We start from the raw sequence: 19,928 nt of genomic DNA on the forward strand, positions 1-19,928 counted from the left end.
AGATGCGGCAGCGATGTGCGTCGCAGCGCCTTCACGGCAGTTCCTCCGGCGCCGCGCCGCGCACGTTGATATTGTGCTGCTCCTTGACGTCCTTGTCGTCGTCGGCGGTGTCCTGGGCTTCGGGCGCAAGGCGCAGCGCTCGCTCGAGGTTGTAGCGCGCGTCCCAGTCGCCGGGGTCGAGGCGCAGCACTTCGCGATAGCGCGCCTTCGCGTTTTCGAGCATCGGCGGCGAGCGCACAGGCCCTTGCGCATCGTCGCCCGCAGCTTCGCGCAAATACATGTTGGCGAGATCGTAGAGCGCGATGCGGCCCGTCTCGCCCGATGGCGCGAGCCGCCCGAGATCGTAATAGAGCTTGCCCGCTTCCGCATGCTGGCCCGCGCGCGCGAGCGCGACGGCTTGCGCGAGCCGCACGGCCGGGTCCTGCCGATTCGCGGCTGCCTTGCTCCACTCGCTCGGCGGTTGAGTGGACATCGTCGCGATTTCGCGATTCGCGCCGGCTACATGCAGCAGGCGCACCGCGTAGTATCCGGCGAAGGCCGCGCAGCACAGCGTCGCCGCGCCGAACATCAGGTGAATGGGCAGGCGCTTCACGACAGGCTCCGCTTTTGCACGAACCAGATGCCGAGCAGCATCGCGCAGCAGAGCAAGGCCGTTGCGAAACACCATGCGCTGCCATCCTGTCGTGGCAATCGTTCGACGAACGACACGGGCGCGTTCTCGGTGCGCGCGATGTCGGTCATTGCGCGCGCAACCTGTTGAGGGCTGTCCGCCTGGTACAGACGATAGGGCGTCGGCAACGACAGGAAGAAGCGATGCAGCTCGGCTTCGGGCGAGTGGTCCGACGCGGCGAGCCGCGCATGCAGATCGGGGCTGTACACGCCGCTGCGCAGATAGATGAAGTACAGCGCGATGCCATTGCGCGCGAGCCCAGCGCGTATGTGCTCGCGTGCGACGTTGTCGAGCAGCGCGCCGCCGTCCGATACCAGCACGATCGCGCGGCTGCTCGTGCGCGCGCGGCCGTCGAACAGCTCGACGGCTAACTGTATGCCGCGGTCGAGCAGCGTGTCGGGCATGCCGCGCCCGACGGCCGTCGCATCGATGGCGGCGTCGATCACCGTGCGGTTGCGCGTGAACGGCACGGCCAGCATCGGATGCGTGCCGAACAGCATGAACGCGAAGCGATCGTTGACGCGCTGCGCGACGAATGCGCTGATCGCATCGCGCGCCATCTGGTTCTTCGTTTCGCCGGCCGTCGGCGCGTCGGCGACATTCGCGCTCCCGGTGCCGATCGGCGCGTACATGCTGCCGCTTCCGTCCATCAGGATCAGGATTTCGGCGCCCGCTCCCGTGATCCGCTTCTGTTCGCCGGAGAAGCCGGGGCCCGCCAGTCCGACGATGACGGCCGCGAGCGCGAGCATTGCGGCCGCTCTCCAGACGAAGGCGACGACGCGGCCCGCGCGGTCGCGCGGCAGCCACGCGACGTACGAATACGGCAGCATGTCGATGCTTCGGCGCAGCAGGGGCAACGCGGCGAGCGGCAGCAGCGCGAGCGCCCACGGATAGAGAAAATCGGGAGGCGTGCTCATCGGTGATGACGCTTTTCTGCGCGATAGAGCGCGCGGTACAGCTCGCGCAGCGAAAACGGCGTCGCGACGGGCAGATCGCAGAAGAAGCGGTCCGACGATCGCTGGAAGAACTGCTCGATCTGCGGTCGAAGCTCGCGCAGATGAGGCGCGTCGTCCGTCAGGCCAGGGATCGAGCCGGCGTGCACGACGCGTCCCGCCGCTTCGTCGAGCGCGCGATGCAGCCCGCGCCATGCATCCGGGTCCGCGTCGAGCGCGGCGTCGTCGTGCTGGCCGAAGCGGGCCCACGCCTTCGCGAACGGGAGCCGCATCGCGTCGCGCCTGTTGCGCGCGATCCACCAGCCGAGCCACGCGAGCAGCATCGCGACGGTCAGCGCGATCCACACGGTCATCGCGCGTTCGAGCGGCGCAGTGGATTGCGCGGCAAGCACCCGGTCGGGCTGAAGCGTCGCGAGGCGCCCCGCGTCGGCGACGCCCAGCGGCGCAAGCGGGCCAATCGACAGCGGACTCTGCGCGACATCGAGCGTCGCGCCCGAGCTCAGACGCAATTGCAGCGGCGGCGTCGAGGTCACGGTCGGCGCGCGCGGCGAATTGATCACCTGATAGTCGAGCACGAGCCAGCGGCGGCCATCGGCGTCCGTTCGGAGCGTCGGCGGGCGGCGTTCGAGCCACGCGTTGACGCGGCCCGTCGATGGCATCGCGGAAAGCGCCGCGTCGTGACCGTGATCGTCGAGCAGAATCTGCTGGGTCAGGATATCGCCGAGCACGTGGCCGAACGCGCGAGGCTGTCGCACGGTGGCCGGTTTGGTCTGCGCTGCTGGTGGCGCTGCGTGTGGCGTCGTGGGTGCTGCATGGGTTGTCTGTGCAGCAATGCTTGCGATCATGAGAGCAGGTGCAAGCGCAACGAAGTGCGAGAGCGCGCGTTGCGCCCATGCGCGCGAAGACTGCATCGACGACGGGACGTCAGCGCGATTCATGCCGTCATCTCTAGAAAGTAGCGGCTGAGCGCCTCGGGATTGAAGGCGCCACGGTTGAAGAACGGACGGATGCCATGACGTGCAAACGCGGCGACGATCTGCGCTTGCCGTTCGGCGACGGCATTGCGCCAGCGGTTGCGAACCGAGTCGCGCATCCACATCGTCCGCGCTTCGCCCGATTCGATATCGGCCAGCGACATCCAGCCGTTCTGCGACGGCGGCTCGATTTCGGCGCGGTCCCAGATCACGATGGGAACGACCCACGCGTGAGTCAGCGTGTCGAGCAGCCCCGACAGTGCGTCGAGCGGCCAGTGAAAATCGGAGACGAGAAAGACGAGACACGCGCGGCCCGCAAGACGCGTGACGGCATCGCGCAAGCCGCCCGCGCGCGCCAGCGCGTCCGTTTGCGGCGGCGCCGACGTTTGAGTAGATGCGCGCAGCAGCTCGCCCATCAGCGCGCCCATGCCGCGCGCGTGCCGCGCGGGCACGAAGAGATCTTCGCGCTCGGCATCGTCGAAGGCGATCATGCCGACGGGGTCGCCGATGCGAAACGCGCTGTGTCCGAGCGCCTCGACGAACGTTGCGGCGACATCGAGCTTCGTATGCGCGGCGCCGAAACGCATCGACCCCGACACATCGACGACGGCATGCACGGCCACGGCCACGCGCTGCCGGTGAACGCGCACGAGCCATTCGCGCTGGACTGTGCGCACGCTTGCGCGCACATCGATCCGGCGCGGATCGGGATAGTCGAATAGCCGCGTGTGCGCCGCGAACTCCTGGCCGATGCCGACGCTCGAACCGCGGTGTCCGCCGGGCCGCGCGCCCGATACGCGCATCGGCAGCCGGTACTGGAACTCTGTCAGCGTGTTCACGGCGCCGCGATCCTCGATACGATCTGCGCAATCAGCGCATCGGCGAGTTCCTGGCGGCGCAGTTCATACACGGGCGTGAAGTACACCCGATGGCCGAGGGTCGGCAGCAGCACGCGGTGAATGTCCTCGGGCATCAGATACGTGCGCCCTTCGAGCCACGCGACGACGCGCGCCGCGCGCAGCAGCGCGCTCATGCCGCGCGGACTCGCGCCGGCGAGAATCAGGCGCTGCATGTCCACGTCTTCGAGCGCGATATCGAATTGCGTCGGATTCTCCGTCGCGCTCCAGATGTCGAGCGCGTAACGCTCGATCGCTTCGCTCGCGTGAATCGTGCGCTGAATGCCCGCCGCGATCGCATTGAGCCGTTGCCACGGCAGCACGTCGGGCGCGACGCGCGCGAGCAGCGCTTCCGTGTCGTGAAAGGCGGGGTCGAACACGAGCGCACGGCGCGCGGGCTGATCGCCGGGCGTCGACATGTTCAGCTCGAACATGAAGCGGTCGCGCGCCGCCGCCGCCAGTTCGAACGTCTCTTCTTTCTCGACCTTGTTGCGGTCCGCGAACACGGTCATGTGCGGGAAGCGGTATTCGCGGTCGAACGCGAACACGGAACGCTCGGCCATCGCGCGCAGCAGCAGGGATTGCACCTGCGGTCGCGCGCGGTTGATCTCGTTGAAGAAGAATGTCGCGAGCCGTTCGCCGTGCTTGATCAGCGGGCCCGGCTCGATACGCGGCTTGCCGTCGGCATCGACATAAGTGTGATAGACGAGATCGCCCGGCATCAGATCGATCGTGCCTTCGACGCGCTCGAAATCGCCGCCGATCGCTCGCGCGAACGCGCGCAGGATCGTCGTCTTGCCGACGCCGACGCCGCCTTCCAGCAGCACGTGGCCGCGCGCGAACAGCGCGACGTTGATCAGACGGATGGTCTCGCGCTGCCCGATGACGGCGTTCTCCACCTGATGCTCGATATCGAGCGCGAGCTTGCGCCAGTCCTCGAGTAGCTCTTCGCTTTCCATCGCATTCGCCTCTGCGGTCGGCCGTTGTCGGAAGGCGACACGTACGCCAGCGGATCGGAAAGGAAGCGTCGGGAAAGGGCGTGCGTATCAGCGAAAGCGTGGCGCGCACGGTTCGTGCCAGGCGAATGTCGCGGCGCGCTGCGTGCCTTGCTGCGATGGCGTGTGCTGCGCGGATGCGCGGCGGCAGCGTTTGCGGCAGGGGCAGTGTGTCACGCCGCCCGCTACAGAGTGCGTCAGGTTTGGCATGCGCGTGAACGAGTGTCCGCTTCGCGATCGCAAATGCGTGGCAAGCGCATTTGCCACCGCAAAGCGGACACCCTCACAGCAGTGGCGGCAACGCGTGCCGCCGGTCAGCGTTGTTCAGCGGATTCGCCCGCCGCGCTTCAGCTTCCTCCCGCGGAAATGCGCGCCGATTCGCTGATGCGCGTGGATTCGTACGGCATCTCGAGCGACGGCTCGGCATGCTGGAGCACATACGCGCGCCGCATCGGCTTGAGCACGAACAGCGCCAGCAGCGCCGCGACGGCGGCCATGCCGGATGCCAGCATGAACACGGCATGCCAGCTTCCTGTCGCCGCCGTGACGATGCTCGTGAACGGCACGAGCAGCGCGGCCGTGCCTTTCGCCGTGTACAGCAGGCCTGCGTTGGTCGCGGCGAACTTCGGTCCGAACGTGTCGCCGCAAGTGGCCGGGAAGAGACTGTAGATCTCGCCCCACGCGAAGAACACGATGCCCGTCAGCACGACGAACGCAGTCGGGCTGTGGCCGAACTTCGACAGCGCGACAATGCCGATCGCCTCGACGGCAAACGCGAGGAACATCGTGTTCTCACGGCCGATGCGATCGGATATCCAGCCGAAGAACGGACGCGTCAAGCCGTTGAGCACGCGGTCGATCGTCAGTGCGAACGTCAGCGCGGGCAGCGTCAGGCCGAGCAGCGAAACGGGCGAATCGTGCAAGCCGAAGTCCTTGGCGATGGGGCCCAGTTGCGCCGTCGCCATCAGGCCGCCTGCCGCCATCATCACGAACATCAGGTACATGACCCAGAACACGGGTGCGGAGATCACTTCGCGAGGCGTCGCATTGTGGACGGCCCGCTTGAGCGCGCTCTTCACCGCATTGCTCACATTGGCGAGCATGCTGGCGGGCGGCGCAAGCAGGAAAAGACCGAGCGCGAACACGACGATCCCCTGGCCGAGGCCGAACCAGAGGAACGTGGCTTCGTATCCGCTGTGCTTGATCATGTTCGCGATCGGCACGACGGTAGCCGCCGATCCCGCGCCGAATCCGGCCGCCGTGATGCCCGCTGCGAGCCCGCGGCGGGTGGGAAACCACTTCAGCGCATTGCCGACGCACGTGCCATACACGGCTCCCGCGCCGACGCCGCCGATGGCCGCCGCCACGTACAACAACGGCAGCGACGACGCCATCGAGTTGATCAGCCACGCGAGCGCGCACAGCAGGCCGCCGCCGACCACGACGGGCTTAGGGCCGTACTTGTCGACGAGGTAGCCCTCGATCGGCACGAGCCATGTCTCCGTCACGACGAAGATGGTGAACGCGACCTGAATGGCGGCGCGGCCCCAGTGGTACTTCTCGTCGATGGGGTTGACGAACAACGTCCAGCCGTATTGCATGTTGGCGATCATTGCCATGCAGATCACGCCGAATACCAGTTGCACCCACGGTGATGCGTACCACGATGCCGCCTGTTCCTGATGCTCCGTCTTCATCACTGTCTCCTTTATCGACGGGAGTTGCGCTTTCGCGCTGACTCTCGTCCCATGCTCGATGGTTGCCGACTTGCTTGCCTAATAATTTGCGAAAGCTCGGACCACGGTTCCGATCACCGTCTGCTGAAAAAGCAGCGCTGATAGATCCCATACGATATGTGATATATCAAGTAAGTCAAGTGAAAGCAGTAAGGGGTTTTCACCGAGTCGATTTGTTTGATGAAAGGAAGTTGTAGGTAGACTCCGGTCTATGCTCAGTGAGCAAAAAAAAAGCCCGTCGGTTAGAACAGACGGGCTGAGGACATGCAACGAGACAGGCGTGTTCGCGCATGCTCAGTCGTTATAGATGAAAGTAAAACGTAATGGAAGTTTTTTGTTTGTAAGTGAATGGCGGAAAAACACTTGGGCGCGCAACGATGTTTGCCGGGAGCGCACGCTATGCTTGATAAGGCATCCGTATCGACAAGCGGTTTCGTGAGGCGGCTTCGGCCATCGGTAGTTACCCTTCGTTGACGCTTGCCGAGCGCAACGGCTAAAGTGTTCGCACTCTGAAAGATTGTGCGATATGCGAACACTCGGCGATGGGCGGTGTCGACGCCAGAAGGCGCGGCTTGCGCCGCTTGACAGGTCCGAAGCGGGGTGCGGAGATCGCGCATCGCTTCCAGGCACTTTAGGACGACTGGACGCAGCACAGCAAGCTGCGCCATGTGTAGGAGACAGGCGATGAACCGCACTTCCGTCGTGAACGTTCAGACGTTCATCAATGAGCAGCCATTTGGCGGCTTTCAATGGCTCATTTTCTTCATGTGCTTCGTGATCGTCCTGCTGGACGGTTTCGACACGGCGGCAATCGGCTTTATCGCGCCGTCGTTGCTCACGGAGTGGCATTTGTCCAGGCCCGATCTCGCGCCGGTGCTGAGCGCCGCGCTGTTCGGTCTCGCATGCGGGGCGCTCGGTTCGGGCCCATTGTCCGACCGCCTCGGACGCCGTTCGCTGTTGCTCGGCTCGGTGTTCCTGTTCGGACTTGCGTGTCTCGCGTCGGCGTTTTCGTCGAGCATCGGACAGCTGACCGTGCTGCGCTTCGTCACGGGCGTCGGTCTTGGTGCCGCGATGCCGAATGCCGTCACGATGATGGGCGAGTTCTGCCCCGATCGCCGCCGCGCGACGGTGATCAATCTGATGTTCTGTGGCTTTCCGCTTGGCGCCGCGTTCGGCGGCTTTCTCGCCGCGTGGATGATTCCGCATTTCGGCTGGCGCAGCGTGCTGATGCTTGGCGGCGTGACGCCGTTGCTGCTCAGTGTCGTGCTGCTCGTCAAGATGCCGGAGTCGGTGCGCTTCATGGTGGCGAACCGTCATGCTGTCGAGCGGATTCGCGCGACGCTCGCGCGCATTTCGTCTGCGGCGCTGGATGCCGGTTCGTTCGTGATGACCGAGACCGCGCCGCAAACGGGCGGCAAGGGCGCGGGCGTCGTGCTGTCGCGTTCGTACATCGTCGGCTCGGTGATGCTGTGGGTCACGTATTTCATGGGCCTCGTAATCTTCTATGCGTCGATCAACTGGATGCCGATCCTGTTGAAGGATGCGGGCCTGACGCCGAAGAGCGCGACGCTGATTTCGGCGCTGTTCCCGCTGGGCGGCGTGGGCGCGGTTTTGTGCGGTGTGCTGATGGACCGCTTCAACGCGAATCGCGTGATCGCCGTGTGTTATGCACTGACGGCCGTCAGCGTCTATTTCATCGGTCAGGCTGCGGGCAATGTCGGCGCGCTCGTGGCGATCGTGTTCATTGCCGGCGTGTTGATGAACACCGCGCAGTCGTCGATGCCGGCGCTCGCCGCTGCGTTCTATCCGACGGAAGGGCGCGGGACGGGCGTGGCATGGATGCTCGGCGTCGGACGCTTCGGGGGAATCGCAGGGTCGTTCCTCGTGGCCGAACTGACGCGCCGGCATTTCACCTTCTCGGGCGTGTTCGCAACGATCGCGGTCGCGGGGCTGATCGCGTGCGTCGCGCTGCTGATCAAACAGATGGCGCGGCCGCATGGCGTCGATACGCTGCCAAATAAGGTGGAGTCGCTAGGGCATTGATAGAAGCGCGGGCGTCATGCCGTCGCTGACGGTGGCGCTCCCCTCCGATATTGACTTGTTACGCGGATGCAGTTAGATAACAGGTTCATTCCGTGTCGGAGCGCCGCAAATGAGTCCGGAGGTCGATGCCTTTTTAAGCAAGAACAAAAAATGGCAGAAAGAGTTTGAGAAACTGAGAGCGATCATTCTCGACTGTCAGTTGACGGAAGAATTGAAGTGGGGCGTTCCCTGCTATACGTTCGATAAAAGAAACGTCGTTCTGATGCACGGATTCAAGGAATACTGCGCGCTTCTGTTTTTCAAAGGCGCACTGTTAAAGGACGCCAAAGGCATCCTGATCGCGCAAACCGAAAACGTGCAGTCGTCGCGCCAGATACGGTTCACCGATGTGCGCGACATCGACGCGATGGCCGATGTCCTGAAGTCCTATGTCCGCGAAGCCGTCGAAGTAGAAAAAGCCGGCTTGAAGGTGACTTTAAAAAAGACCGCGGAATTCGCCGTTCCAGAAGAATTTCAGAACAAACTGGACGAAATGCCCGAGCTGAAAGACGCTTTCGATGCGCTGACGCCGGGACGCCAACGCGCTTACCTTCTCTATTTCTCCGCGCCCACGCAATCGAAAACCAGGGTGTCGCGAGTCGAAAAATGCAGCCAGCAGATTCTCGATGGAAAGGGGCTGAATGACCGGTAACAAGCATTTCCGCTTCGCGAATAAAGAAGTGGAATGCATGGATCATTTGCCGTGAGAACGCACGCTTTAACCACTTTGATATTTTTACCAGCACCTGTTGAAACAACGGCTCAAGTCATCGTCATACCTTGCCGTTAACGCGTGAGGCCTGCTCATCTGCGGGCCAACCGTCATGCGACGCTGACAGTGCCATGACAAGCCTCGCCGGCCGTCCGACACGGACCGAATCCGAACCCGAGCTTCGATAACAGGAGTCACCGTGATTCACCGTGGCCTCACCGGTTTGCTGACCCTGCTCATCGCGATGAGCATCCTGAGCGGCAACGCATTCGCGCAGAGCGGCCAAAGCGGGCCCGACTGCTCGCGGCCGTTCACGCTCGCGCTGCACGACCACGGCCTGCTGTATTCGCTGGAAACGGACACGGGCATCGACAAGGATTTCGCCGACGAGATGATTCGCCGCAGCGGCTGCGAGATCCGCGTGAGCCTGATGTCGCGGGCGCGCATCTGGAAGCTGATCGAATCCGGCGCGCTCGACTTCAGCCTGTCCGGCATCACGAACGAGGAACGCGACGGCTACGCGTCGTTTGCCTGGTACTTCAGTGACAAGTTCTACCTGCTCGTGCGCAAGGACGCCGGCATCCATCAGTTGTCCGATTTCGAACACAACGACAGGTTTCAACTCGGCGTGATCCGGAGCTTCCGGTATAGTCAGTCGGCCAACGAACTGGTCGATACGCTCGCCGCAGGCAATCGCGTCAGTCAGGCGGGCGGCCTCGAGCCGCTTTACCAGGCGCTGATGCGCGGCAGCATTCAGGGGATGATCATCGAGCCGTTCGATTATCCGGCGCTGGATGAGAAGCGCATCCGCGACATCACCACGATCATCGAATTCAACGACGCCGCCGTGCCGCACGGCCTCATCATGTCGAAGAAGGCGCTGTCGCCCGAGGAGCGCGAGAAGTGGCGCGCGCTCGTCGCCGCGATGCGCGCGGACGGCACCGTGCGCCGCATTTTCAGAAAGTACTTCAAGCCCGAGCTGGCCGATTCGATGGTCGACTTCACGACACCGTGATGAACCGCGCGCGCCTCATCCTGCTGCCGCTGCTGATTCTCGTGACCGGGTTGGTGATCACCTGGTCCGTATGGGATCACGAGCGCCAGGCGGCGAGGCGCGAGCTGCTTTCCGAATTCAACTTCGCGCTGGGCGATTCCGTCAGCCGCATCGAGCAGCGGATGGCGACCTACGAGCAGATGCTGCGCGGCGTGCGGGGCATGTTCGCCGCGCGCGGCTCGCTCGATCTGCAGGCGTTTCACGGCTATCTCGGCGCCATCAACGCCGACGCGAACTTCTCGGGCGTGCAGGCAATCGGCGTCGTCCAATGGGTGCCCGCCGACAGGCACGACGCGCACATGGCCGACATGCGCGGGCGCTTCGGCAGGCGCTATGCGATCGATCCGCCCGGCGAGCGCGCCGGCTACGCGCCCGTGATCAGCCGCGAGCCGCCGCTCGCCGACAGCGGCACGCTGCTCGGCTATGACGCGTGGGCCAATCCCGTGCGCCGCCAGGCGATGGAGCGCTCGCGCGATTCGGGCCTCGCCGTGGTGTCGGGCAAGGTGCAGCTCGCGTCGGATGCGGGCGCGCCGCCGCTGCCCGGTTTCGTCATGTACCTGCCCATCTACGAGCAGGGGAAGCCGCAAGATACCGTCGACGACCGCCGCGCACATCTGCTCGGCTGGGTGTATGCGGGGTTCCGCATGCGCGACGTGCTCGCGAGTCTTTATGGCGAACAGCCGCCCGGTCTCTATCTGTCGATCTACGACGGCACGCAGCCGTCGCCGGATTCGCTGCTCTACCGGTCGTCAGAGCCGAAGAGCCGCGAGGTGATCTCCGCGAACGAATATCTCGTCGTGGGCGGGCACGACTGGACGCTGTCGATGACGGCGCAGGACGACTTCAAGGCGCGCTTCGGGCGCAACGCGAAGCTGCTGATCGCGTGCACGGGCACGGGGCTCTCGCTGTTGCTCGCGCTGCTCGCGTGGAGTCTCGCGAGCGGCCGCAGCCGCGCGATGCGGCTCGCTTCGAAGATGACGGCCGAGGTTCGCGAGAGCGAGGCGGAGCTGCGCATCGCCGCCGTCGCGTTCGATTCGCTCGAAGGCATGATGGTCACGGACGCCAAAGGCACGATCCTGCGCGTCAACTCGGCGTTCACTCAATGCACGGGCTACACGGCCGAAGAAGTGGTCGGCAAGAACCCGCGCATGCTCAGTTCGGGCCGTCACGATCCCGCGCTCTTCCGCGAGATGTGGGACACCATTCATCGTGTCGGCGGCTGGCAGGGCGAGATCTGGGATCGCCGCAAGAACGGCGAAATCTATCCGAAGTGGCTGACGATCACGGCCGTGACCGCGCAGGACGGCCGCGTCACGCATTACGTCGGCACGCACTACGACATCACGGAGCGCAAGCTCGCGGAAGAGCAGATCAAGGAGCTGGCGTTCTTCGACGCGCTCACGCATCTGCCGAACCGCACGCTGCTGCGCGACCGGCTCAAGCAGGTGATCGCGCTGAGCGCGCAGAACCATACGCACGGCGCGCTGCTGTTCGTCGATCTCGACAACTTCAAGACGCTCAACGACACGCTCGGTCACGACAAGGGCGATCTGCTGCTGAGCCAGGTCGCGTACCGGTTGCTGTCGGCCGTGCGCGAAGGCGATACGGTGGCGCGCATGGGCGGCGACGAATTCGTGGTCGTGCTGAGCGACCTGAGCCGCAACCGTGACGACGCAGCGGCCGAAACGGAGGCTGCCGCCGAAAAGGTGCTGGTGGCGCTTTCCAGAACGTACCATCTCGACGGCACGGAGTTCCGCACGACGGCGAGCATCGGCGCGACGCTCTTCACGGGACACGAAACGTCCATCGACGAGTTGCTGAAACAGTCCGACCTCGCGATGTACAAGTCGAAGGAAAGCGGGCGCAATGCGATCTGCTTCTTCGATCCGGCGATGCAGACCGTCGTGATGGAACGCGCGGCGCTGGAAGCGGCGCTGCGCCGCGCGATCGACGAAGACCAGTTGCTCGTCCATTACCAGGCGCAGGTGTTCAACGGCGACCGCGTGACGGGCGCCGAGGCGCTCGTGCGCTGGCAGCATCCCGAGCACGGTCTGATTCCGCCCGCCGAGTTCATCCCGCTCGCGGAAGAGACGGGCCTGATTCTCGCGCTCGGCGACAAGGTGCTGGAAACGGCCTGCCGGCAACTCGCGCAATGGGCGGCGCGTGCGGACAGGGCGCATCTGTCGATCGCCGTCAACGTGAGCGTGCAGCAGCTTCGCGAAGTCAATTTCGTCGCCAGCGTGCTCGACGTGCTGGCGCGCACGGGCGCCGATCCGAGCCGCCTGAAACTCGAGCTGACGGAAAGCGTGCTGGTCGACAACGTCGAGGACATCATCCGCAAGATGTCGTTGCTGCGCGCGAAAGGCGTGGTGTTTTCGCTCGACGACTTCGGCGTCGGCTACTCGTCGTTGTCGTATCTGAAGCGCCTGCCGCTCGGGCAATTGAAGATCGACAGGTCGTTCGTGCGTGACGTGCTCGACGATCCGAACGATGCCGTGATCGCGCGCGCGATCGTCGCGCTCGCGCAAAGCCTCGGGCTGGGCGTGATCGCGGAGGGCGTCGAGACGCAAGCGCAGCGTCAGTTTCTTGCCGACGCGGGGTGCCACGCGTATCAGGGCTACCTGTTCTGCCGACCGCTCCCCATCGAAGGCTTCGAGGCGTTCGCCGATACCTTCGATTCGCGGCAGTGGGCCGTGGCGGTGCCCTGAAGTCACTGCATTTGCCTCGTGCAGCCAACGCGCAAAGGCCGGCGGCATGCCGGATGCCGCCGGCCGGTTCGTCGTGCAGCGTTACTTCGAAGCCGCCGTGGTCGGCGTGCCGATGTAGTGCAGGCCTTCGAGGTCCTTGTTGGCGACCTCCGACGATTCCAGCGACGGGATGATTCGGCCGACCAGCAGGCCCAGGCCGACGCTCGTCTTCACGTACTTCGTTTCGCCCGCTTCGAGCTTGAGCGAGAGTGTCTTTTTCGTTTCCGTGGCGGTCGAGACGACATAGTCGCCGGCCGGTTCGTCGACGTAGAAGAAGCCGCCCGGCTTCGATTTGCCGACAGCCTGATCGTTCAGGTTGATGTCCGGCTGCAGGGCCGCGCCGAACAACGAGTTCGAACGATAGAAGTAGATGCGGCCTTGCGATTCCTTGATGGTCGGGATCGACGACGCAACGTCCTTGAATTCGGGGCCGCTGGCGCAGCCCGTTGCCAGCAGTGCGGCTGCCGATGCAGCGATAAGGACTCGGGAAAGCTTAATCATGGAGGGTCTCGGAAGTTATCGATTGTGTGGGATCGAGCGGGGAGAAATGCGACTCGCCGGGCAGATAGAAGCCCACCAGGCGCTCGTTTTTCACCACGAGCCAGGCCTCATGCACCTGCCGGCCTTCGACGGTGAACACGTCGTTGATCGGCCTGTACGCAAAACCCTGCGGAAGCTCGCCTGCCAGACGCCAGAGCGAACCGCTCGAAATGCGCCGCGAATACCCCGTCGAAAGTCGGATATGCACGCTGTCGACTATCCGTATGCGCTGCTGCTGTGTGGCGGCCACCGGCGTGAACTGAACGCCCTGAACGGGCACTGACGGCGCGCATGCGCACAACGCAACAGAGGCGGCAATCGACGCCAGCCATATCTTCGTTTTCAAAGCGAGGTCTCTCAGGTGTGTCGGCAACTGCTGTATCGGCCGATTGACGCAAATCTTGAGCGCCACCTGACGACCCGGCCGCTGACGGAAACGAGTTACCTGGCCATCCGGCTATCTGCTGTTCGCGGGCGGAGTTGATACACTCTGCGGATTCAATTGCGCGCTTCACACGTCGTGGCGTTGTACGTGAGGCGCTTCGTCATCCACGAGGAAAAGCACATGATCGATTTGCGCAGCGATACCGTGACCCGACCGAGCAAGGACATGCTCGCCGCGATGACCGCCGCCGAAGTCGGCGACGATGTCTGGGGAGACGACCCGACGGTCCAGCGTCTGCAAGACAGCGTCGCCGGGCGCGCGGGCAAGGAGGCGGGGCTGTTCTTTCCGAGCGGCACGCAGAGCAATCTCGCCGCATTGATGGCGCATTGCGCGCGCGGCGACGAGTACATCGTCGGGCAGGCCGCGCACACGTACAAGTACGAGGGCGGCGGCGCGGCCGTGCTCGGCAGCATCCAGCCGCAGCCGATCGAGAATGCGCTCGACGGCTCGCTTCCCCTCGACAAGATCGCGGCCGCGATCAAGCCCATCGACAATCACTTCGCGCGCACGCGTCTGCTCGCGCTCGAAAACACGATCGGCGGCAAGGTGCTGCTCGCGGGCTATGTCGCCGAGGCCACGCAGCTCGCGCGCGAACGCGGGCTGTCCACGCATCTCGACGGTGCGCGCGTGTTCAACGCGGCCGTCGCGTCGAAGCAACCGCTCGATGCGCTGTGCGCACCGTTCGACACGGTATCGATCTGCTTTTCAAAGGGGCTTGGCGCGCCTGTGGGTTCGGTGCTGGTCGGCAGCAAGGCGCTGATCGACGTCGCGCACCGCTGGCGCAAGGTGCTGGGCGGCGGCATGCGGCAGGCGGGGCTGCTCGCGGCGGCGTGTCTGTATGCGCTCGAGCACAACGTCGAGCGTCTCGCCGAAGACCACGATAACGCCGCGCATCTGGCCGCGGGCCTCGCGCAGATCGATCAGGTGAAGGTGCATTCGCACGCCACCAACATGGTGTTCGCGCAGTTCCCCCAGGAGCATTGCGCGCCGCTCGAAGCGTGGCTCAAGGAACGCGGCATCCTCACGCAGATGCTGTACGCGTCGCGCTTCGTCACGCACATGGACGTGTCGCGTGCCGATATCGATACGTTCGTCGCGGCCGTGAAGGGGTATTTCGCGCGTTGATCGGCGCGCTGCGCGCTGCCGTCGTGCTGTGCAGCGCACGGCGTGCCGTGTTATCCGCGGCCCGCGCGCGCATTATCGCCTATTGCTCCTTCGCCGCCGTCACGGTCGCGGCGGTGGTCTGCGCGCGATGCGACGGCGCGAAGAGCCGCAAGCCGCTCGCGATGCTGGCCGCGCCGGCGAATACGGCGCCCGTCGCGAGCGACAGCGTCGGGCCATGGCGTCCCGCGATGCTGAAGCTCAGCGCGACCAGGGCCGCGCCCGTCGTCTGCCCGATCAGCCTCGACGTCGCGATAATGCCGCTCGCGCCGCCGCTGCGATGAGGCGGCGCGCTCGCCATCAGCGCTTTCAGGTTGGGCGACTGGAAAAAGCCGAAGCCCGCGCCGCAGATCGCCATGCGAATCGTGATGTCGAGCACGGGCGGATGCGGCGGCAGCATTGCGAGCGAGGCCATGCCGGCGCATAGAATCGCGAGGCCGATCGCGCCGAGCAGCCCCGGCGGATAGCGGTCCGACAGCCGTCCCGCAAACGGCGCCGCAAGCGCGACGATGACGGGCCAGGGCGTCATCAGAAAGCCGGTCTCGACCTGACTGCGATGCAAAACATCTTCGAAATAGAACGGCAGCGAAACGAACGCGAGCCCTTGCGCGGCGAACGAACACACGGCCGTCAGCGAAGAAAGCGCGAACACGGGCAGCTTGAACAGATCGACGGGGAGCATCGGCGCGGGGTGGCCGGCTTCGCGGCGCATCAGCAGCGCGCCGAACACGATGGCGACGGCGGCCGCACCCAGCACGAGCGTCGACGGCGCGCGCTGCGCCGCTTCGCCCAACGCGAAGATCAACGCGGCAAACGTGATGACGTTCAACAGTGCCGCGACCCTATCGAATTGATGCGTGCCGCGCGGCGTGCGCGGCAGCCCCGGCAGCGCGAACGAGAGCGCCAATACGCCGAGCGGCACGTTGACGGCAAAAAGCCACGGCCAGCTGGCGACGGACAGGATCAGCGACGCCACCGTCGGTCCCACGGCGAACGACACGCCCACCACTAGCGCATTGAGCCCCACGCCGCGCCCCAACTGATGCGGCGGGTACATATGCTTGATCAGCGCCGTGTTGACGCTCATGATGGCGGCCGCGCCGAGTCCCTGCACGACGCGGGCGCCCGCGAGCACAGGCAGCGTCGGCGAGAGCGCGCATGCCAGCGAGGCCGCCGTGAAGATCGCGATGCCGCAGATATAGATGCGCCTGTGTTCGACGATATCGCCGAGTGCGGCGAGCGGCAGCAACGTCGCGACCATCGCCAACTGATACGCGTTGATGATCCACACGGACGCGGCCGGCTTCGCATGCAGATTCGCAGCCATCGCGGGCAGTGCGGTGTTGGCGATCGCGGTATCGAGCGAGGCGAGCGCGACGGACAGCATGATCGCCGCCAACGCATAGCGATGACGGGTGGACATGGGCGCATCGGCGACGCGCGCCGGGTTCGGCGTGATCTCGGACAAGGACGGCTCGGTAAGGGCTGGAATGGCGCAACAGGTGTGCGCCGGGCAGCGGCACAGCGGCGCCCGGCGCGAATGTAGCAATTGTTGCAGAGCCGCGCGGATCGTGCTCGAAGCCGGGCAGAAATGGCCTGTGTGAAAGGTGGTTGCAAGCGGGCGTTGGCTTGCGAGGCGCGCGTGTGTCATCACAATCCGCGCGGTAACGGGTATTGCAACTAACCGCCCGGCCCGTGCCGCGCTGATGAGTTTGGCCTGCGATAGCAGCGAATGAGCCAACGTGCTGCGCGTGATCCCATGACCAACAGATCATCATCCACGCGCCGTCGCTGATTTCAGCTACACGACGCGAGCAGGATCGACAGCTTGCGGATATGTGCCCTGAATGCTTCCGTCAATTCACGGTCATGGCCGGCGCTCAGATGCGGTGCCTCGGCAAGTTCGACCTGGCCGTGAAACTCGTCGGAAACCTTGCGCCGCGCGTCGGGCGGGAGCGCGCGGATGAGGGACACGATCAGCAGTTCCTGCGCGTGGATCATACCGAGCACGGATTGTGCGTTCATTTCGACCTCCATCGGAGCGCGGCGGCGCGAGCGGCTGGGCAGCGAGACGCAACGGGACGGGGAACGGCGCAGCAGGACGATGCTGTCTCCGATCCGCCTTGTTACTCATCCATACTAGTGCAAGGAACAGAGCCGTCTGCACCCGCATCGTGCGAAACGCGAAGTCGGCAGCGGCATGCAGATCGAATCTCAAGCCGGCGATCATGGAACTGTGCCGCTGCCGCTCGTGTCTGCTTGGGTAGCGGGCGCGATCCTGCACATAATCCCGCACAAAGACGCGGGAAAGCAGCGCGCGAACCCGGCGAAACAACCAACGGCGGCAGACGCGGGATTACGCAAAATGTCCTACTCTGCTTATTTATCCACCAGACCGGCTCGCGCCGCCCGCGCACGAGACGCATGCAATAAAGCGCGCGCCGCGTCGATTTACCGGAGGTTTCGATGACAGCGGTGGATCTGGAATTCGACCAGCTCAACAGTACCGTCGATGCGCTGCGGCGCTCGATCTCCAACCGCATGATGTACGGCGTCGGCAAGGACGCCGTGACCGCGCGCCCGCAAGACTGGCTGCATGCCGCGGCGCTCGCCGTGCGCGACCGGCTCGTCGCGCGCTGGATGAAGACCACGCGCCTGCAATACGAGCAGGATGTGAAACGCGTGTATTACCTGTCGATGGAATTTCTGATCGGGCGCACGTTCACGAACGCGCTGCTCGCGCTCGGCATCTACGACCAGATGAAGGAAGCGCTGGCGGGCCTCGGCGTCGATATGGAATCGCTGACCGATCTCGAGCCCGATGCCGCGCTCGGCAATGGCGGCCTCGGACGGCTCGCCGCCTGCTTCCTGGATTCGATGGCGACGCTCGGCATTCCGGGCTTCGGCTACGGCATCCGCTACGAATACGGGATGTTCAAGCAGCAGATCGTCGACGGCGAGCAGATCGAAACGCCGGACTACTGGCTGCGCGCGGGCAACCCATGGGAATTTCCGCGCCCCGAAGTGCAGTACATCGTGCATTTCGGCGGACGCACGGTGCAGCGCGACGGGCACGTCGAGTGGATCGAAACGCAGCACGTCAACGCGATGGCGTACGACACCGTGATCCCCGGCTTCGCGACGAGCGCGACGAACACGCTGCGCCTGTGGTCCGCGCGCGCGACGGAAGAACTCGATCTGTCGGCGTTCAATCAGGGCGACTATCGCCGTGCCGTCGATGCGAAGAACATGTCGGAGAACGTATCGCGCCTGCTGTATCCGGACGACTCGACGCCCGCCGGCCGCGAGTTGCGCTTGCGTCAGGAGTACTTCTTCGTGTCGGCGACGATGCAGGACCTGATCCGCCGCTATCAGCGCACGCACAGCACGTTCGGCCGCTTCGCCGAGAAGGTCGCCGTGCATCTGAACGACACGCACCCGGTGCTCGCGATTCCCGAACTGATGCGTCTGCTCGTCGACGTGCATCACGTGCCGTGGGCGAAAGCATGGAAAGACGTGCAGCAGATGTTCTCGTACACGAACCACACGCTGATGCCGGAAGCGCTCGAAACGTGGGACGTCGAGACGCTTGCGCGCCTGCTGCCGCGCCACCTCGAAATCATCTTCGAAATCAACGCCGAGTTTCTCAAGCACGTGAGCGAGCATTCGGGCCATGACGTCGACATGATCCGGCGCATTTCGCTCGTCGACGAATACGGGCAGCGGCGCGTGCGGATGGCGCATCTGGCCATCGTCGCGAGCCAGAAGGTGAACGGCGTCTCGAAGTTGCACTCGCAACTGATGACGCGCGATATCTTCGCGGACTTCGCGCGCATGTTCCCCGAGCGCTTCACGAACGTGACGAACGGCGTGACGCCGCGCCGCTGGCTCGCGCAGGCGAGCCCGTCGATGTCGAAGCTGATCGACGATCAGATCGGCACGCACTGGCGGCGCGATCTGTTCGAACTGTCGAAGCTGCGCGATCTGCGCAATGACCCCGCGTTCATCGACGCGTTCCATGAAGCGAAGCGGCAGAACAAGATGCGTCTGATCCATCGGCTTCAGCAGCACACGAAGATGGCGTTCGATCCCGAAGCGCTCTTCGATCTGCAGGTCAAGCGCATCCACGAATACAAGCGGCAATTGCTGAACGTGCTGCACGTGATCGTGCGCTACAACCGCATTCGCTCGCATCCGGAGCGCGACTGGGTGCCGCGTGTCGTGATGTTCGCGGGCAAGGCGGCCTCTGCTTACCGGATGGCGAAGACGATCATCAAGCTGATCGGCGACGTGGCCCAGAAGGTGAACAACGATCCGCTGATCGGCGACAAACTCAAGGTCGTGTTCGTGCCGAACTACGGCGTGAGCGTGGCCGAGCTGATCATTCCCGCCGCCGATCTGTCCGAGCAGATTTCGATGGCGGGCACGGAGGCGTCGGGCACGGGCAACATGAAGCTCGCGTTGAACGGTGCGCTGACGATCGGCACGATGGACGGCGCGAACATCGAGATCAGCGATGCCGTCGGCCACGAGAACATCTTCATCTTCGGACATACGGCCGATCAGGTCGACGATCTGCGCGCGATGGGATATCGGCCGCGCGAGATCTACGAGCACGACCCGGAACTGAGGGTGGCGCTCGATCAGATCCGCACGGGGTTCTTCTCGCCGGACGATCCGCTGCGCTTCTCGGATATCTTCCATACGCTCGTCGATTGGGGCGATCACTACATGGTGCTCGCGGATTTCGCGGCGTTTGCGAAGGCGCAGGAAGAGGTCGACAGACGCTACGTCGACCGGCGCGGCTGGACATCGAGCGCGATACAAAACGTCGCGGGCATGGGGCAGTTCTCGTCGGACCGCACGATCGCCGAGTACGCGCGCGATATCTGGAATGTGAAGCCCGTCGACATCGAATGATCGTCGGCTTGTTCGATGCGTTCGACGCGTTCGACGATTGAAA

16 protein-coding genes are annotated in these 19,928 nt (G+C 64.4%); 6 read left to right on the forward strand and 10 right to left on the reverse strand.

What is annotated here, in order from left to right; genetic code table 11:
* Positions 1-31: 31 nt before the first annotated feature.
* From GCT13_RS29605 to oxlT, 6 genes are all read right to left on the reverse strand, one after another.
* Positions 32-592, reverse strand: a complete 561-nt coding sequence (locus tag GCT13_RS29605; RefSeq protein WP_321574702.1) for an MxaK protein — start codon at positions 590-592, stop codon at positions 32-34.
* The gene (locus GCT13_RS29610) at positions 589-1,587 is read right to left on the reverse strand and encodes a vWA domain-containing protein (RefSeq protein WP_152764154.1); all 999 of its coding nucleotides are present in this window, start codon (positions 1,585-1,587) and stop codon (positions 589-591) included. The genes GCT13_RS29605 and GCT13_RS29610 overlap by 4 nt, the downstream gene beginning before the upstream one ends.
* Positions 1,584-2,561: a hypothetical protein gene (locus GCT13_RS29615; RefSeq protein ID WP_152764156.1), complete on the reverse strand. Its 978-nt coding sequence runs from the start codon at positions 2,559-2,561 to the stop codon at positions 1,584-1,586. Before GCT13_RS29615 ends, GCT13_RS29610 begins: the two co-directional genes overlap by 4 nt.
* Positions 2,558-3,436, reverse strand: coding sequence for a DUF58 domain-containing protein (locus GCT13_RS29620; protein ID WP_321574703.1), 879 nt, complete (start codon positions 3,434-3,436; stop codon positions 2,558-2,560). The genes GCT13_RS29615 and GCT13_RS29620 overlap by 4 nt, the downstream gene beginning before the upstream one ends.
* Entirely contained in the window at positions 3,433-4,452 is a 1,020-nt protein-coding gene (locus tag GCT13_RS29625) for an AAA family ATPase (protein ID WP_152764158.1), read from the reverse strand. Before GCT13_RS29625 ends, GCT13_RS29620 begins: the two co-directional genes overlap by 4 nt.
* 383 nt (positions 4,453-4,835) lie before the next feature.
* Positions 4,836-6,185, reverse strand: coding sequence for an oxalate/formate MFS antiporter (gene oxlT / locus GCT13_RS29630; RefSeq protein ID WP_152764160.1), 1,350 nt, complete (start codon positions 6,183-6,185; stop codon positions 4,836-4,838).
* Positions 6,186-6,908: 723 nt separating this feature from the next.
* Here oxlT and GCT13_RS29635 point away from each other — a divergent pair.
* The 4 genes from GCT13_RS29635 (at position 6,909) to GCT13_RS29650 (ending at position 12,780) form a co-directional block, all read left to right on the forward strand.
* The gene (locus GCT13_RS29635; RefSeq protein ID WP_152764162.1) at positions 6,909-8,267 is read left to right on the forward strand and encodes an MFS transporter; all 1,359 of its coding nucleotides are present in this window, start codon (positions 6,909-6,911) and stop codon (positions 8,265-8,267) included.
* Positions 8,268-8,376: 109 nt separating this feature from the next.
* Positions 8,377-8,958: a YdeI/OmpD-associated family protein gene (locus GCT13_RS29640; RefSeq protein WP_152764164.1), complete on the forward strand. Its 582-nt coding sequence runs from the start codon at positions 8,377-8,379 to the stop codon at positions 8,956-8,958.
* Positions 8,959-9,217: 259 nt separating this feature from the next.
* On the forward strand, positions 9,218-10,033 hold the full coding sequence (locus GCT13_RS29645; protein WP_407670880.1) for a substrate-binding periplasmic protein: 816 nt from the start codon (positions 9,218-9,220) through the stop codon (positions 10,031-10,033).
* A complete protein-coding gene (locus GCT13_RS29650; RefSeq protein ID WP_152764166.1) occupies positions 10,033-12,780 on the forward strand; it encodes a bifunctional diguanylate cyclase/phosphodiesterase in 2,748 nt (915 codons plus the stop codon). Before GCT13_RS29645 ends, GCT13_RS29650 begins: the two co-directional genes overlap by 1 nt.
* An 81-nt stretch (positions 12,781-12,861) precedes the next feature.
* Here the strand turns inward: GCT13_RS29650 and GCT13_RS29655 are convergent, their stop codons facing one another.
* Together GCT13_RS29655 and GCT13_RS29660 are read right to left on the reverse strand one after the other, a co-directional pair.
* Positions 12,862-13,320, reverse strand: coding sequence for a DUF2846 domain-containing protein (locus tag GCT13_RS29655; protein WP_152764168.1), 459 nt, complete (start codon positions 13,318-13,320; stop codon positions 12,862-12,864).
* Entirely contained in the window at positions 13,313-13,771 is a 459-nt protein-coding gene (locus GCT13_RS29660; protein ID WP_321574704.1) for a hypothetical protein, read from the reverse strand. The genes GCT13_RS29655 and GCT13_RS29660 overlap by 8 nt, the downstream gene beginning before the upstream one ends.
* Before the next feature lie 153 nt (positions 13,772-13,924).
* Here GCT13_RS29660 and ltaE point away from each other — a divergent pair, with 153 nt between their 5' ends.
* Positions 13,925-14,929, forward strand: a complete 1,005-nt coding sequence (gene ltaE / locus GCT13_RS29665) for a low-specificity L-threonine aldolase (RefSeq protein ID WP_152764169.1) — start codon at positions 13,925-13,927, stop codon at positions 14,927-14,929.
* Positions 14,930-15,008: 79 nt separating this feature from the next.
* Here the strand turns inward: ltaE and GCT13_RS29670 are convergent, their stop codons facing one another.
* Positions 15,009-16,388, reverse strand: a complete 1,380-nt coding sequence (locus tag GCT13_RS29670; RefSeq protein WP_152764248.1) for an MFS transporter — start codon at positions 16,386-16,388, stop codon at positions 15,009-15,011.
* Between the two features lie 374 nt (positions 16,389-16,762).
* Positions 16,763-16,990 carry a hypothetical protein gene (locus GCT13_RS29675; RefSeq protein WP_152764171.1) on the reverse strand — a complete coding sequence of 76 codons (228 nt, stop codon included), beginning with the start codon at positions 16,988-16,990 and terminating at the stop codon, positions 16,763-16,765.
* 441 nt (positions 16,991-17,431) lie between these two features.
* Between GCT13_RS29675 and GCT13_RS29680 the strand changes: the two genes are divergently transcribed.
* Positions 17,432-19,885 carry a glycogen/starch/alpha-glucan phosphorylase gene (locus GCT13_RS29680; RefSeq protein WP_152764173.1) on the forward strand — a complete coding sequence of 818 codons (2,454 nt, stop codon included), beginning with the start codon at positions 17,432-17,434 and terminating at the stop codon, positions 19,883-19,885.
* Positions 19,886-19,928: the final 43 nt, after the last annotated feature.

It is taken from the genome of Paraburkholderia franconis, assembly GCF_009362735.1.
Classification (GTDB): Bacteria; Pseudomonadota; Gammaproteobacteria; order Burkholderiales; family Burkholderiaceae; genus Paraburkholderia; species Paraburkholderia franconis.